The sequence below is a fragment of the Klebsiella sp. LY genome, from assembly GCF_004010915.1.
Lineage (GTDB): Bacteria > Pseudomonadota > Gammaproteobacteria > Enterobacterales > Enterobacteriaceae > Klebsiella > Klebsiella quasipneumoniae.
Window position 1 is genome coordinate 2432483 of the sequence record NZ_CP022444.1, and the last position, 13797, is coordinate 2446279.

15 protein-coding genes are annotated in these 13797 nt (G+C 59.7%); 7 read left to right on the forward strand and 8 right to left on the reverse strand.

Annotated elements, in window-relative coordinates; translation table 11 throughout:
• The first annotated feature begins 8 nt into the window (after positions 1 to 8).
• The 4 genes from tisB (at position 9) to emrD (ending at position 2926) form a co-directional block, all read left to right on the forward strand.
• Positions 9 to 128, forward strand: a complete 120-nt coding sequence (gene tisB / locus CE636_RS14780; protein WP_004145059.1) for a type I toxin-antitoxin system toxin TisB — start codon at positions 9 to 11, stop codon at positions 126 to 128.
• A 90-nt stretch (positions 129 to 218) separates the two neighbouring features.
• A complete protein-coding gene (locus CE636_RS14785; RefSeq protein ID WP_004202251.1) occupies positions 219 to 665 on the forward strand; it encodes a GNAT family N-acetyltransferase in 447 nt (148 codons plus the stop codon).
• A 67-nt stretch (positions 666 to 732) separates the two neighbouring features.
• Positions 733 to 1566, forward strand: coding sequence for a DMT family transporter (locus CE636_RS14790; protein WP_004202252.1), 834 nt, complete (start codon positions 733 to 735; stop codon positions 1564 to 1566).
• A gap of 175 nt (positions 1567 to 1741) precedes the next feature.
• A complete protein-coding gene (emrD, locus tag CE636_RS14795; protein ID WP_004202254.1) occupies positions 1742 to 2926 on the forward strand; it encodes a multidrug efflux MFS transporter EmrD in 1185 nt (394 codons plus the stop codon).
• 70 nt (positions 2927 to 2996) lie between these two features.
• On the opposite strand, the gene dsdC is transcribed toward emrD, so the two are convergent.
• Both dsdC and CE636_RS29410 read right to left on the reverse strand, forming a co-directional pair.
• Entirely contained in the window at positions 2997 to 3920 is a 924-nt protein-coding gene (gene dsdC / locus CE636_RS14800; protein WP_017899673.1) for a DNA-binding transcriptional regulator DsdC, read from the reverse strand.
• On the reverse strand, positions 3920 to 4045 hold the full coding sequence (locus CE636_RS29410; protein ID WP_369707484.1) for a hypothetical protein: 126 nt from the start codon (positions 4043 to 4045) through the stop codon (positions 3920 to 3922). Before CE636_RS29410 ends, dsdC begins: the two co-directional genes overlap by 1 nt.
• A 101-nt stretch (positions 4046 to 4146) precedes the next feature.
• On the opposite strand from CE636_RS29410, the gene dsdX reads away from it, so the two are divergent.
• The gene (gene dsdX / locus CE636_RS14805; protein WP_017899672.1) at positions 4147 to 5484 is read left to right on the forward strand and encodes a D-serine transporter DsdX; all 1338 of its coding nucleotides are present in this window, start codon (positions 4147 to 4149) and stop codon (positions 5482 to 5484) included.
• Between the two features lie 17 nt (positions 5485 to 5501).
• Positions 5502 to 6830, forward strand: coding sequence for a D-serine ammonia-lyase (gene dsdA / locus CE636_RS14810; RefSeq protein ID WP_017899671.1), 1329 nt, complete (start codon positions 5502 to 5504; stop codon positions 6828 to 6830).
• Positions 6831 to 6833: 3 nt separating this feature from the next.
• Here dsdA and CE636_RS14815 read toward each other — a convergent pair whose 3' ends face one another.
• From CE636_RS14815 to CE636_RS14835, 5 genes are all read right to left on the reverse strand, one after another.
• Positions 6834 to 7256: a hypothetical protein gene (locus tag CE636_RS14815; RefSeq protein WP_025999188.1), complete on the reverse strand. Its 423-nt coding sequence runs from the start codon at positions 7254 to 7256 to the stop codon at positions 6834 to 6836.
• 74 nt (positions 7257 to 7330) lie between these two features.
• Positions 7331 to 7693 (reverse strand): DUF202 domain-containing protein, encoded by a 363-nt coding sequence (locus CE636_RS14820; RefSeq protein WP_017899669.1) that lies wholly within the window; start codon positions 7691 to 7693, stop codon positions 7331 to 7333.
• On the reverse strand, positions 7683 to 8030 hold the full coding sequence (locus CE636_RS14825; RefSeq protein WP_004202264.1) for a YidH family protein: 348 nt from the start codon (positions 8028 to 8030) through the stop codon (positions 7683 to 7685). Before CE636_RS14825 ends, CE636_RS14820 begins: the two co-directional genes overlap by 11 nt.
• A gap of 100 nt (positions 8031 to 8130) precedes the next feature.
• Positions 8131 to 9453, reverse strand: coding sequence for a 6-phospho-alpha-glucosidase (locus tag CE636_RS14830; RefSeq protein WP_017899668.1), 1323 nt, complete (start codon positions 9451 to 9453; stop codon positions 8131 to 8133).
• Positions 9450 to 11072: an alpha-glucoside-specific PTS transporter subunit IIBC gene (locus CE636_RS14835; RefSeq protein ID WP_017899667.1), complete on the reverse strand. Its 1623-nt coding sequence runs from the start codon at positions 11070 to 11072 to the stop codon at positions 9450 to 9452. The genes CE636_RS14830 and CE636_RS14835 overlap by 4 nt, the downstream gene beginning before the upstream one ends.
• Before the next feature lie 298 nt (positions 11073 to 11370).
• Here CE636_RS14835 and CE636_RS14840 point away from each other — a divergent pair, with 298 nt between their 5' ends.
• Positions 11371 to 12117, forward strand: a complete 747-nt coding sequence (locus CE636_RS14840) for a GntR family transcriptional regulator (RefSeq protein ID WP_004202269.1) — start codon at positions 11371 to 11373, stop codon at positions 12115 to 12117.
• Here CE636_RS14840 and CE636_RS14845 read toward each other — a convergent pair.
• The gene (locus CE636_RS14845; protein WP_017899666.1) at positions 12085 to 13746 is read right to left on the reverse strand and encodes a putative transporter; all 1662 of its coding nucleotides are present in this window, start codon (positions 13744 to 13746) and stop codon (positions 12085 to 12087) included. The genes CE636_RS14840 and CE636_RS14845 overlap by 33 nt on opposite strands.
• Positions 13747 to 13797: the final 51 nt, after the last annotated feature.

Below are 13797 nucleotides of genomic sequence, written 5' to 3' on the forward strand. Positions count from 1 at the left end.
TCAGCTTATTGTGCTCCTTAACCACAGGAGACGCGCGTATGGGCGGAATGGATATTATTATTTTAATCCTGAAACTCATGGTTGCTGTGTTGCAACTACTTGATGCAGTCCTGAAACAGTTCCGCTGATTCAGGTTCAAGTCGCACCTGAGGGGGGCGGGAAACCGCCCCCCTGCAGGCGCCCGCCGGGCGTCCCGGGATGACTTGATGGAGGAAGCTATGCCACCCCTGTTAATTGCCGCCACGACGCCGGATGCCCCGGGGTTCGCGGCGCTGCGCACCGAAAGCCTTGAACAGCATTTCAATATGCTGCGCCGCCTGGCGGAAAACTGGCAGAGCGGCAAAAACCGCTTTACCGCACCGGGCGAAACGCTGCTGGGCGCCTTTGTGAACCACCAGCTGGTTGGGGTATGCGGCATCAATAGCGATCCCTTCAGCCCGCAGCCGCGGGCCGGGCGTATTCGCCATCTCTACATCAGCGAGCGCTACCGCCGCCGGGGGATCGGCCAGCAGCTGCTGGTCTCGGTTATCACCCACTCCAGCGCCTGGTTTGATTTTCTGAACACCCACGCCCCGGCGCAGGCCTGGCCCTTTTATGAAAGACTTGGCTTTCGCCCGGTGTACGATGAACCGCGGGTGACGCATCGCCTGTTTTGTTCGCTGTAGCCCCCGCTGGCTGGCAGCGCGGGCGCGTGTTACAGTCCGGTGACCTTCACTGTTGAACCTGTCTGCGATGACCATCACCGTATTCTGCATTTTGCTGTTCGCCGCCCTGCTGCACGCCAGCTGGAACGCTATTGTCAAAGCCAGCGGCGATAAAATGTACGCGGCGATCGGCGTCAGCGGCTCGGCCGCGCTGATCGCGCTGGTGATGCTGCCCTTTTCCCCGCAGCCAACGCTTGCCAGCGCCCCCTATCTGCTGGCGTCGTGCGCGTTACAGGTGGTGTATACGGTGCTGGTGGCGAAGACCTATCAGGTGTCGGATATGAGCCAGACCTATCCGCTGATGCGGGGAACTGCCCCATTGCTGGTGGCGGCGATAAGCGTGCTGTTTCTCGGCGATCGTTTGTCGCCGCTGGCCTGGCTGGGCATCGGCGTCATCTGCCTGGCTATTCTGGCGATGGCCTTTAACGGCCGCGCCAGCTCGCGCAAAGGCATCGTGCTGGCGCTGATCAACGCCTGCTTCATCGCCGGCTATACGCTGGTGGACGGCACCGGCGTCCGACTGGCGGGCTCGGCGCTGGGCTACACCCTGTGGACCTTTTTTATGAACGGCTTCTGCCTGCTAAGCTGGGCAATGATGACCCGCCGCGCTGAAGCCAGCCGCTATCTGCGCCTGCACTGGCGAAAAGGTATCCTCGGCGGTATCGGCACCATGGGCTCCTACGGCCTGGCGCTGTGGGCGATGACCCAGGCGCCGCTGGCGGTGGTCGCCGCGCTGCGTGAAACCTCCATTTTGTTCGGCGCGCTGATCGCTTTTATCGTCCTGAAAGAGCAACTGATGCCGCTGCGCATCTTCGCCGCCTGCGGGATTGCCGCCGGGGCGATCCTCCTGCGCCTCGCTTAGCCTGCAATGGCAACATTAGTTGCCGTTCCTGTTTACATAATCTGCCTGGAACTCCCTCAATAATCGGCACTTTGCAGTTGTTCTGTCATTTTTATATGGTAGATTCCTCCATCGATTACGGGATGTGCCAGTCACATATTCTTCATTTCTCTTTACTCACAAAGTATTCATCGACATGAAACGGCATAAAAACTTCAATTTGTTGTTGATGCTGGTACTGCTGGTGGCCGTTGGCCAGATGGCGCAGACCATATATATTCCGGCCATCGCCGACATGGCGGTCGCGCTGAACGTTCGCGAAGGGGCGGTTCAAAGCGTGATGGCGGCCTACCTGCTGACCTACGGTATTTCACAGCTGTTTTACGGCCCGCTCTCCGACCGCATCGGTCGCCGCCCGGTGATCCTCGTCGGGATGTCGATTTTTATGCTGGCGACGCTGGTCGCCATGACCACCCATAGCCTGCCGGTGCTGATCGCCGCCAGCGCCATGCAAGGGATGGGCACCGGCGTCGGCGGCGTGATGGCACGCACCCTGCCCCGCGATCTGTACGAAGGCGCCCAGCTGCGTCATGCCAATAGCCTGTTAAATATGGGTATTCTGGTCAGCCCGCTGATTGCCCCGTTGCTCGGCGGCATCCTCGACACCCTGTGGAGCTGGCGCGCCTGTTACGCTTTCCTGCTGGTGCTGTGCGCCGGGGTGACCTTCAGCATGGCGAAATGGATGCCGGAAACGCGCCCGGAGGGCGCGCCGCGCACCAAACTTCTGGCCAGCTACAAAACGCTGTTCGGCACTGGCGCGTTTAACTGCTATCTGCTGATGCTGATCGGCGGCCTGGCGGGGATTGCGGTATTCGAAGCCTGTTCCGGCGTACTGATGGGCGCGGTGCTCGGCCTGAGCAGCATGGCGGTGAGTATTCTGTTTATTCTGCCGATCCCGGCGGCCTTCTTCGGCGCCTGGTTTGCCGGCCGCCCGAACAAGCGTTTCCCGACCCTGATGTGGCAATCGGTTATCTGCTGCCTGCTGGCGGGTCTGATGATGTGGATCCCGGGGCTGCTGGGCGTCATGACCGTCTGGACCCTGCTGGTGCCGGCGGCGCTGTTCTTCTTCGGCGCCGGCATGCTGTTCCCGCTGGCCACCAGCGGCGCGATGGAGCCATTCCCGTTCCTCGCCGGTACCGCCGGGGCGCTGGTTGGCGGCTTGCAGAATATCGGCTCCGGCGTACTGGCCTGGCTGTCGGCGATGATGCCGCAAAACGGTCAGGGCAGTCTCGGTCTGCTGATGATGCTGATGGGTCTGTTGATTCTGCTGTGCTGGCTGCCGCTGGCCTCGCGCTTTACCCACCATCAGCAGCCGGTCTAAGCGCCGCTTGGCGCTCCCCGGATAGCGGCTGACGCCTTATCCGGGCTACCTCCCGGTGGCTGCTTTTGTCTTATGTCAGACTATGCAGCCACTCGATAAAGGCGTCGATTTTCGGCCACTGGCGACCCGGCAGGGTGGTTACATAGTAGTGCTGGTGGCATTTCAGCGTCATATCGCCAAACGGGGCGATCAACTCCCCACTCTCCAGCCGCTTCTGCACCAGCCGCTTACGCCCCATCGCCACCCCGACATGATTCATCGCCGCAATCGTCGCTAAATCGGAACGATCGAAACCAATCCCCGACGATGGCGGCAGTTCCACCGCAAACTGCTGCGCCCAGCTATACCACTCGTCGGTGCCGGAATCGTTACTCCATGCCTGGCGGTCGTGGAGCAACGTACAGTGGCACAGATTGCCCGGATTCGACATTAACTGCCGCTGTTGCGCGTAATTCGGCGTACATACCGGCACGATCGCCTCATCCATCAGAAAATGGTGACTCAGCTGCGACGACGGCGCATCATCAAAATAGATCGCCAGATCGATGCCCGTCCGCTGCAGGTTAACGTTTTCATTGCCGGTCAGCACGGTGAGGGAGATGGCCGGGTAACGGCGGGTAAAGTCACCCAGGGCCGGCACCAGCCAGCACTGGGCGATAGAGGGCCGCGAGTAGACCGTCAGACTGCCGGAGAGCTCCTGGTTTTTGATATCGAGGATCTCCTGATTGAGACCATCCAGCGACGACTTCAGCGCCCAGTAGACCCGCTTACCTTCACGCGTCAGCTCAACTTTGCGATGCGAGCGGACAAAGAGCAGGATCCCCAGCTCCTCTTCAAGTTGATTAATCCGGTGGCTGACGGCGCCAGGCGTGAGCGCCAGCTCGTCGGCGGCCAGGGCAAACGACTCGTGCCGCGCCGCCACCTCAAAGGTCGACAGCCTGGAGAGCTGCCAGCCGTTCAGCAACCGGGTACCTAAGGTTTTTAGCACATCCATCACGCGCTCCTGGCAAATACAGTGGCTGTTGATGATAAAAAAATCACGCCGGTTTTGCCGCAAAAGGGTGAGTTAATTTGACCCATAGCATATTTAATGGTCTGTTTTTGAGCTAAATCACCCATTTGATTCAATTCTCCTCACCCTAAAGCCCATTTTTATCGTTTGTCAGCCCATGACGATTCTCGCTTCAATAAGGCCAGATTATTCACAGGCGAGGTGGAATATGGGTTCGCAAGTCTGGGTTGTGAGCACGCTGCTGATCAGCATCGTGTTAATCGTCTTAACGATCGTCAAACTGAAGTTTCATCCATTTCTGGCGCTGCTGCTGGCGAGCTTTTTCGTCGGCGCGATGATGGGAATGGGCCCGCTGGAGATGGTCAACGCCATCGAGAGCGGGATCGGCGGCACGCTGGGCTTCCTGGCGGCGGTAATCGGTCTCGGCACCATTCTCGGCAAGATGATGGAGGTCTCCGGCGCGGCGGAGCGCATCGGCCTGGCGCTGCAGCGCTGCCGCTGGCTGTCGGCGGACGTGATTATGGTGCTGGTCGGCCTGATCTGCGGCATCACGCTGTTTGTCGAAGTCGGCGTGGTCCTGCTGATCCCCCTGGCCTTCTCCATCGCCAAAAAAACCCATACCTCGCTGCTGAAGCTGGCTATTCCGCTGTGTACCGCGCTGATGGCGGTGCACTGCGTGGTCCCCCCGCATCCGGCGGCCCTGTTTGTCGCTAACAAACTGGGCGCCGATATCGGCACAGTGATTGTTTATGGCCTGCTGGTCGGTCTGATCGCCTCGCTGGTTGGCGGTCCGCTGTTTCTCAGAGCGTTAGGCAACCGCCTGCCGTACAAACCGGTTCCGGCCGTATTTGCCAACCTTGAGGTCCGCGAGGCGTCGACGCTGCCGTCGCTCGGCGCCACGCTGTTTACCGTACTGCTGCCGATTGGCCTGATGCTGGTGAAAACCGTCGCCGAACTGAACATGGCGAAAGGCGGCACGCTGTATACGGTGCTGGAATTTATCGGCAACCCCATCACCGCGATGTTTATCGCCGTCTTTGTCGCCTATTACATGCTCGGCATTCGTCGGCAGATGGGGATGGGCGTCCTGCTGACCCATACGGAAAACGGCTTTGGGTCTATCGCCAACATCCTGCTGATTATCGGCGCAGGCGGCGCATTCAACGCGATTTTAAAATCCAGCGGCCTGGCCGATAGCCTGGCGGTGATCCTATCGAACCTCGACATGCATCCGATTCTGCTGGCCTGGCTGGTGGCGCTTATCCTGCACGCCGCCGTCGGCTCCGCCACCGTGGCGATGATGGGCGCTACCGCCATCGTTGCCCCGATGCTGCCGCTCTATCCCGGCGTCAGCCCGGAGATCATCGCCATTGCCATCGGTTCCGGCGCCATTGGTTGCACGATCGTCACCGATTCCCTGTTCTGGCTGGTAAAACAGTACTGCGGCGCCAGCCTCAGTGAAACCTTCAAGTACTACACGACGGCGACTTTTATCGCGTCGCTACTTGCACTGGCCGCCACCTTCCTGCTTTCTTTCATTATCTGAGCGCAAAGAGACGTATGATGAAACACGCTGACCTGACCACCTTAACCGCGACCTTCCCGCTTGTGCAGGATCTGATCGCCCTGAAAGAAACCACCTGGTTTAACCCCGCCACCACCTCTCTGGCGGAGGGATTGCCTTACGTCGGCCTGACCGCCGACGACGTGCAGGGCGCCCATGCCCGCCTGCAGCGCTTCGCGCCCTATCTGGCGGAAGCCTTCCCGGAAACGGCCGCCAGCGGTGGGATTATCGAATCGGAAGTAGTCGCCATTCCGGCAATGAAGCACCGCCTTGAGCAAAAATTCGGCCAGCCGATTGGCGGCGAACTGCTGCTGAAAAAAGACAGCCATCTGCCGATCTCCGGCTCGATCAAAGCGCGCGGCGGCATTTATGAAGTGCTGACCCATGCGGAAAAGCTGGCGCTGGAAGCCGGACTGCTGACTACCGCAGACGATTATCGCAAATTGCTGACGCCGGAGTTTAAACAGTTCTTCAGCCAGTACAGCATCGCCGTCGGCTCCACCGGCAACCTCGGGATGTCGATCGGCATCATGAGCGCCCGCATCGGCTTTAAAGTTACCGTGCATATGTCCGCAGACGCCCGGGCGTGGAAAAAAGCCAAACTGCGCAGCCACGGCGTGACGGTGGTGGAGTATGAAGAGGACTACGGCGTGGCGGTCGAACAGGGGCGCAAGGCGGCGGAATCCGACCCGAACTGCTTTTTCATCGACGATGAAAATTCGCGCACGCTGTTCCTCGGCTATGCCGTGGCCGGCGAGCGCCTGAAGGCGCAGTTCGCCCAAGCCGGACGGGTGGTCGATGCCGACCATCCGCTGTTCGTCTACCTGCCGTGCGGCGTCGGCGGCGGCCCTGGCGGCGTGGCGTTTGGCCTCAAGCTGGCCTTTGGCGACCACGTTCACTGCCTGTTCGCCGAACCGACCCACTCCCCCTGCATGCTGCTCGGCGTCTATACCGGGCTTCATGACCAGATAGCGGTGCAGGATTTAGGCATTGATAATCTGACCGCCGCCGACGGTCTGGCGGTCGGCCGGGCGTCCGGCTTCGTTGGCCGGGCAATGGAGCGCCTGCTCGACGGGTTCTATACCCTTGATGACCAGACGATGTATGACATGCTGGGCTGGCTGGCGACAGCGGAAAATATCCGCCTTGAACCCTCCGCGCTGGCCGGAATGGCCGGGCCGCAGCGCGTCTGCGCCAGCAAAGCGTACCATCAGCTGCAGGGGCTGAGTGAGCAACAGCTGCAGCAGGCGACCCACCTGGTGTGGGCCACCGGCGGCGGAATGGTGCCGGAAGAGGAGATGGCGCAGTATCTGGCGAAGGGGCGCTAATCTTCAGCGCAGCAGCGGCATCAACGCCTCTGGCGGCCGCTGCTGTCGGCGCAGGTCCCGCATCACCCGCATATAGGGCCCGCTGAGATCGTAAAACTGTCGGTAACCCGCACACAGCGGGTCTTCCTGTTCGCCGCAGCGGCACAGGCGTAGCCACGGACAGCCGTAGCAGGCGCTGTTGGCCGCCGGCGCCCCCGCCTGCGTTATCAACTCGCCGCACCAGGCGCTCAGCGTCTCGCTAAACAGCAAAATATTGATACGTCCAATATCTTCCCGCACCCAGCGGTGAAAGACTGCGCAGAGAAACTCACCCCACAGCGCGGCGTCGCCGGCCGCCAGCTGCGGAATAAAATGGATAGCCGTGAGTCCCTGTTGACGCAGCTGCGCATAGAACGCCTGCGGTTGATGGCAATGATGCGCCTCCACAACGACAGCCTGAAAGGGAGTGTCATGGTGCTGGCCGGGGGCATGAGTAAGAGGCAAATTCGCCGGACATCCTGTCATGACATATCCCTAATGAATAAAACGATCTGTTGAAGGTGAGTAACAGCAAACAGGAATGCCAGAGAAAGTACTGCGAGTGCGATCAAAAATTTGTCACGAACCGCCCGCGGCTGTAAAAAATCGCTGTCGTCGACGTCCATCAGATGACGACGGCGGGTATAGCCCCAGAGGATCACCGCCACTATCGCCAGCACGCCGATCGACAGCCAGAAAGGCAGTCCGGCGCGGTGCCAGCTGTGCTTAATCGCCAGCGCCATCAGCGCGCCATAGCCCAACAGGGTGCGAAACCAGGCCAGCGAGGTACGCTCTGGCTGTAGCCCCGGGTCGCTTTCCCGCCGCGCTCGGCGTTTATCCGCCATACAGCACCAGCAGCATCACCGCGACCACCACCGCCAGCAGCAGGATGCTAATCACCAGCAGCGTCCGGGTATAGGGGAGATCCTGCTTCAGGCGCATCGCCTTCTCGTTATTCAGCCAGCGCAGATAGCCATAGATGGCCATGCCGCCGGCAAACAGGCACAGCAGCAGGGCGAGAATTTCACGGATCAGCGGCGTGGCAAAGTCTGGCGCCAGCTGGTCAAGACCGACGCCAGCGGCGAGAAAACCCAGCGCCGTGCGGATCCACGCCAGAAAAGTGCGTTCGTTAGCCAGCGAAAAGCGGTAATCCGGCGCTTCGCCGAGGCGGGAGATTTTCATGACGGTTCCTTGTTCATCGCGCAGCAAGCTTCAGCATAGCGTAAATCAGGAACCGGGGAGAAGAACCGGCGCCCCGCAGGGCGCCGGTCAACGGCGGGGATTAATGCAGCTCCGGCCAGTAATCTTTGTTGGCCGCAATCAGGTCGTCGAGGATCGCTTTCGCCACCGAGGCGCTCGGCACGGTTTTCGACAGGGTAATCGCCTGCCACAGCTTGTGGTAAGAGCGCTGTTCCCAGGCATCGACCACCAGTTTTTCCACCGCCACCTGCTGGCTCATCATCCCTTTCTGGAAGTGCGGGATGTCGCCGACCGTCAGCGGCTCCGGCCCGTTGTGACCCACCAGGCAAGGAATTTCCACCATCGCGTCAGCGTCAAAGTTATGGATTGCGCCGTTGTTCGGCACAATCAGCAGCATCCTTTCCTGGGTGTTAAAGGCGATGGCCGTCGCCAGATCGACGATATACGACGCGTGCTCGTCAATTTCCAAATCGCCAGCGGAGGATTTCCCGGCGGCAATAATCGCCCGGCAGGCGCTGAAGACGTTTTTCTCACGATGATCCATCACCTCATTGGCGCGGGTGCGTTCCGGGTTGGAGTGGGCCACCACGTAGTCCGGGAACAGATAATATTTCAGATAGGTATTCGGCATGGTCTGCGGATCCAGCGCCTGCACATCTTTCGCTTTGGCAAAAGTGTCGTTCCAGCTGGCCTCGGTGTGCGGGTCGTTAGAAGGCGGCACATAGCCGTATTTCGCCACATATTCGCGCAGTTTTGGCATCAAATCGTTGCCGTCGAGATCCTCAATCGAAGTCCACCAGCCGAAGTGGTTAAGGCCGTAGTAGCGCACGCGCATCTGTTTACGGTCTTTGAGGCCAACAATCTGCGCCATCCGCCCTTCGATACCGATTGGCATATCGCAGATGTTGAGGATTTTGGCGTTTGGCCGCAGACGGCGGGTGGCTTCCGCCACAATCGCCGCCGGGTTGGAGTAGTTGAGCATCCAGGCGTTCGGCGAATATTTTTCCATATAATCCACCAGCTCCAGCACGCCGCCGATAGATCGCATACCGTAGGCGATCCCGCCCGGTCCGCAGGTCTCCTGGCCCAGCACGCCGTGGCGCAGCGGGATTTTCTCATCCTGTTCACGCATCGGATATTTCCCGACGCGGATATGCGCCATGACGAAATCAACATCGGTAAACGCCGCCTGCGGATCGGTGGTATAGCTGAATTCAATCTCCGGCGCCTGCTCTTTGAGGATCACTTTGCACGCCTCGGCGATGGTCTCCTGGCGCGCACCGTCGTTGTCGTAAAATTTCAGCGACCGCAGCGGAAAACGATCCTGGTTTGCCAGCAGCATCAGGACAATGCCTGGAGTGAAGGTGCTGCCGCCGCCTGCGATAACAACTGAGAATTTTTTCATGATACTGCCTCCGTCATGCTGGTATGTTCGGTCGAAAGAGAATCTTTCATCAGGTTTTCCAGCTGGTCGCGCACCTGGGGAACGTGCAGGCCGACGATGACCTGAATCCCGTTGCCGCGGCGTACTACCCCGTGGGCGCCCAGCGCTTTAAAGACGTCGTCACTTTGCGTTTTCGCCATATCGACCAGCGCGATGCGCAGTCGGGTGGCGCAGTTATTGATACTTTCAATGTTGCGTGCGCCGCCGAGGGCCTGCAGGAAGCCAGCGGCCTGACCCAGCCGGGTCTCTGGCGCGGCGGCGGCCGTGGTTTTACCTCGTGCCGCCTGGTAATCGGCCTTGCTGTAGAGCTTGATTTCACTCTCTTCCCGGCCCGGCGTCTTCAGGTTCAGACGCAGGATCAGGGTGCGGAAGACCACGAAGTAGAGAGCGGTGAAACAGAGACCAATACCTATCTGAATGAACATCATCGAGGCGTGGTGATGAAACATTGGGATCCAGTTTTGCGGCAAGAACTGGTCGAGCAGGCCGCCGCCGAAATTGCCCACCACCCCGCAGATGTACATTACCGTCGCCATGGACGCCGCCAGCACCGCGTGGACGGCGAACAGCAGCGGCGAGATGAACAGGAAGGTGAACTCCAGCGGCTCGGTGATCCCGACCAGCATCGCGGTCAACGTGGCGGGGATCAGCAGGCCGGCAACCTTGACGCGATTTTCCGGCGCGGCGGTGAAGTAGAGCGCCAGCGCAATGCCCACCGAACCAAACACTTTCGAGTTACCGTGCAGGGCAAAGCCGCCCTCCGGGAACAGCGTCTTCAGCGGTTCCGTACTCTGACTGAACGCCTGCAGATGCTCTGCCCAGTAGACCTGTAGTCCCCCCTCCACCACCGCCGGGCCAAAGATGAACGGGCCATAGACGAAGTGGTGCAGGCCGGTGGGGATCAGAATGCGCTCAAGGAAGATGTAAACCCACACCCCAAGCGCGCCGGCAGAGCGCAGGAAGGCCTGTAGCGATTCAATACCCAGCTGGACTTTTGGCCAGCCGAGCAGCGTCAGCCAGGCGCAGGGGATCATCGCGAGGAAGGCGACAATGACCACAAACGATGAGCCCTGGAAGATGCCGAGGAACACCGGCAGGGGTTTATCGAAATAGCGATTATGCAGGGCCGTCACCAGGCCGGAGATGACGATCGCCCCGATAATGCTGGTGTCGAGGGTTTTAATCCCGGCAATCATCGTCAGGCCGCTGCCGGCCGTGGGTTCAACGGAAAAGTCGACGCCGAAGAAGTGGCCCCAGGTCATCCCCATGGCATTGATAAAGTAGTTCCAGGTGAGAAAGCTCACCAGTACCGCCAGACAGGCCCGGCCCTGGGCCTGCTTCGCCAGGCCAATCGGCAGGCCGACGGCGAAAATCAGCGGCATATTACGAAAGACGGTCCAGCCGCCCTCTTCGATGATGTGAACGATCTGTGCAAACAGGCTGTCGGGTGCGGTCAGCGCTTCGCCGACGAACATCGGGTTGCGCAACATAATGGCGATACCGACCACGATCCCGGCGAAAGGAAACAATAAAACCGGGGTAAACATGGCGCCGCCAAAGCGTTGTATTTGACTGAGCATTGGGAAATCCTCATATAACAACTCGTAGGGTGAATGGCCTTCTTTTTCTTAGTTACCGGCCTCACTCGAGAATAGGAATTTGCCCGTCCGACAACATGCCGCGCCGTTGCGATTCGTGATCGCTTTCATGGTTTTAATTTGGCCAAAGTTGTCTACTTCGCTAACAAAAGTTAGACATCGATAAGCTAAAGGATGTAATCGATCTAATGAATGGATAATAACTGTCTGTCTTAAAACCTATTTTTTGCTAACAGATGAAGAAAATAACCTCGCCCTTTCCTGTACAAGAGGACTACTGGTGATCTACAAATCCATTGCTGACCGCCTGCGGCTACGGCTGAATTCTGCCGACTTCGCCATCGGCAGCCCGCTGCCGGGAGAGAAAAAACTGGCCGAGGAGTTCGGGGTGGCGCGCATGACCATCCGCAAAGCCATCGACCTGCTGGTGGACTGGGGGCTGGTGGTCCGTCGTCACGGCTCGGGGACCTACGTGGCGCGCAAAGACGTCCATCATGAAACCAGCAATCTCACCGGCCTGGCGGAAGTGCTGCGCAAGCAGGGTAAAGAGGTGGTGAGCCAGGTGCTGGCCTTCGAAGTGATGCCTGCCCCGCCGGCCATCGCCAGCCTGCTGCGGATTAAAATTGATGAACGGATCTACTTCTCACGACGGGTGCGCTTCGTCGACGGCAAGCCGCTGATGCTGGAGGATAGCTATATGCCGGTGAAGCTGTTCCGCAACCTGTCGCTGAGTCATCTGGAAGGGTCGAAATTTGATTATATTGAGAAGGAGTGCGGGATCATCATCAGCGGGAACTATGAGACCCTGACGCCGGTGCTGGCGGACAAGCAGCTGGCGCGCTCAATGAACGTCCCGGAGCAGACGCCGCTGCTGCGTATTACCTCCCTTTCCTACAGCGACAGCGGCGAGTTTCTTAACTATTCGGTCATGTTCCGCAACGCCAGCGAGTATCAGGTGGACTACCATCTGCGCCGCGTCCAGACGCACAGCCCGCTAGCTCAGCCCCCAGAACAGCACGGCGAGTAGCTGCGGGGTGATAATCCGCAGAAACATCACCAGCGGATAGACGGTAGCGTAAGAGAGCGCCGCCGCGCCGCTGGTGGCGTGCAGATTGTTGGCGAAGGCCAGCGCCGGCGGGTCGGTCATCGAGCCGGCCAGCATGCCGCACAGCGTCAGATAGTTCATGTTCGCCAGCATGCGCGCGAGAATGCCTACCGTCAGCAGCGGGATGGCGGTGATGAAAATGCCGTAAGCGATCCAGCTCAGGCCATCGCCCTGGGTCAGGGTCGCCACAAAGTCGCCCCCCGATTTTAGCCCGACCACCGCCAGAAACAGCACGATCCCCAGCTCGCGCAGCGCCAGGTTGGCGCTCGGCGGCATAAACCAGTACAGCTTGCCGATGCTCCCGATGCGCCCGAGAATCAGCGCCATAATCAGCGGCCCCCCGGCCAGCCCCAGCTTCAGGGCGGCGGGGAAGCCGGGAATAAACAACGGGATAGAACCCAGCAGTACCCCGAGGCCGATGCCGATAAATACCGGCAGCATCTGAACCTGCTGCAGCTTCTGCTGGGCGTTACCCAGCTCGGCGGCCACGGCGTCAATCGCCTCCGGACGGCCGACCAGGTTGAGGATATCGCCAAACTGCAGGCTGGCGCTGCTGCTGGCCACCAGTTCGACGCCTGCACGATTAAGCCGGGAGATCACCACGTCATAGCGCTGTTTGACGTGCAGATCGCGTATTTTCTTCCCCAGCACTTTCTCGTTAGTCACCACCACCCGCTCCACCTTCAGGTCGGTGCCGCGCGTTGACAGCGAGGTGGCCACCTCCTGGCCGATCACCAGTTGCGCATTGTGCAGATCCTCCGGCCGCCCCACCAGGTGCAGCAGATCGCCGGCCTGGATAAGGGTTCCCGGCGCAGGCACCATCAGCAGCTCACCGCGCTTCAGCCGCGAACAGACGATATTGTCGCTGTTGAGCATCGGCACATCCTGAATCGCCATCTGGTGGAGGTTGGGGTTCTCCACACGCACGTTGATGGTGTGCAAATGGGCATGGCCGTTGCCGCTGCTCTCCTCAAACTGCTGGGCCTCTTTCTCGACATTGATGCGAAAGAACAGGCGCACCAGCCACATGGTCAGCAGAATGCCGCAGATGCCGAACGGATACGCCATCGCGTAGCTCATCCCCATCTGATCGACCACCTCGAACGGCATCCCGAGATCGCGCAGGATTTGCTGCCCGGCCCCCAGCGCCGGCGTGTTGGTCACCGCGCCGGAGAAGATGCCAAGCACCACCGGGAGAGGAATATTGAACAGCTTATGCAGCACCGCGGTGACCAGGCCGCCGAGAATCACGATCAGGATAGCGAACAGATTGAGCCGCAGGCCTGAGACCCGCAGCGAGGCGAAAAAGCCCGGTCCCACCTGGATACCGATGGTGTAGACAAACAGGATCAAGCCGAATTCCTGAATAAAATGCAGCATCGGGCTGCTGAGGGCGACGCCCGCCTGATCGACAAAGTGACCGACGATAATGCCGCCAAACAACACGCCGCCAATACCAAAGCCAACGCCGCGGATTTTGACATTGCCGATCCACAACCCAACCACCGCCACCAGCGCCAGTACGCTGACCGTCAATGCTATCTCACTCATGGTACCGTCCCTGTGAATAACATTATTATTAACAGGGATTATGACCGCGGC

Coding starts and splice junctions, on each gene's coding strand:
- CE636_RS14785 (WP_004202251.1), top strand. CDS start 219: ATGCCACCCCTGTTAATTGCCGCCACGACGCCGGATGCCCCGGGGTTC.
- CE636_RS14790 (WP_004202252.1), top strand. CDS start 733: ATGACCATCACCGTATTCTGCATTTTGCTGTTCGCCGCCCTGCTGCAC.
- emrD (WP_004202254.1), top strand. CDS start 1,742: ATGAAACGGCATAAAAACTTCAATTTGTTGTTGATGCTGGTACTGCTG.
- dsdC (WP_017899673.1), bottom strand. CDS start 3,920: ATGGATGTGCTAAAAACCTTAGGTACCCGGTTGCTGAACGGCTGGCAG.
- CE636_RS29410 (WP_369707484.1), bottom strand. CDS start 4,045: ATGGGTGATTTAGCTCAAAAACAGACCATTAAATATGCTATGGGTCAA.
- dsdX (WP_017899672.1), top strand. CDS start 4,147: ATGGGTTCGCAAGTCTGGGTTGTGAGCACGCTGCTGATCAGCATCGTG.
- dsdA (WP_017899671.1), top strand. CDS start 5,502: ATGAAACACGCTGACCTGACCACCTTAACCGCGACCTTCCCGCTTGTG.
- CE636_RS14820 (WP_017899669.1), bottom strand. CDS start 7,693: ATGGCGGATAAACGCCGAGCGCGGCGGGAAAGCGACCCGGGGCTACAG.
- CE636_RS14825 (WP_004202264.1), bottom strand. CDS start 8,030: ATGAAAATCTCCCGCCTCGGCGAAGCGCCGGATTACCGCTTTTCGCTG.
- CE636_RS14830 (WP_017899668.1), bottom strand. CDS start 9,453: ATGAAAAAATTCTCAGTTGTTATCGCAGGCGGCGGCAGCACCTTCACT.
- CE636_RS14835 (WP_017899667.1), bottom strand. CDS start 11,072: ATGCTCAGTCAAATACAACGCTTTGGCGGCGCCATGTTTACCCCGGTT.
- CE636_RS14845 (WP_017899666.1), bottom strand. CDS start 13,746: ATGAGTGAGATAGCATTGACGGTCAGCGTACTGGCGCTGGTGGCGGTG.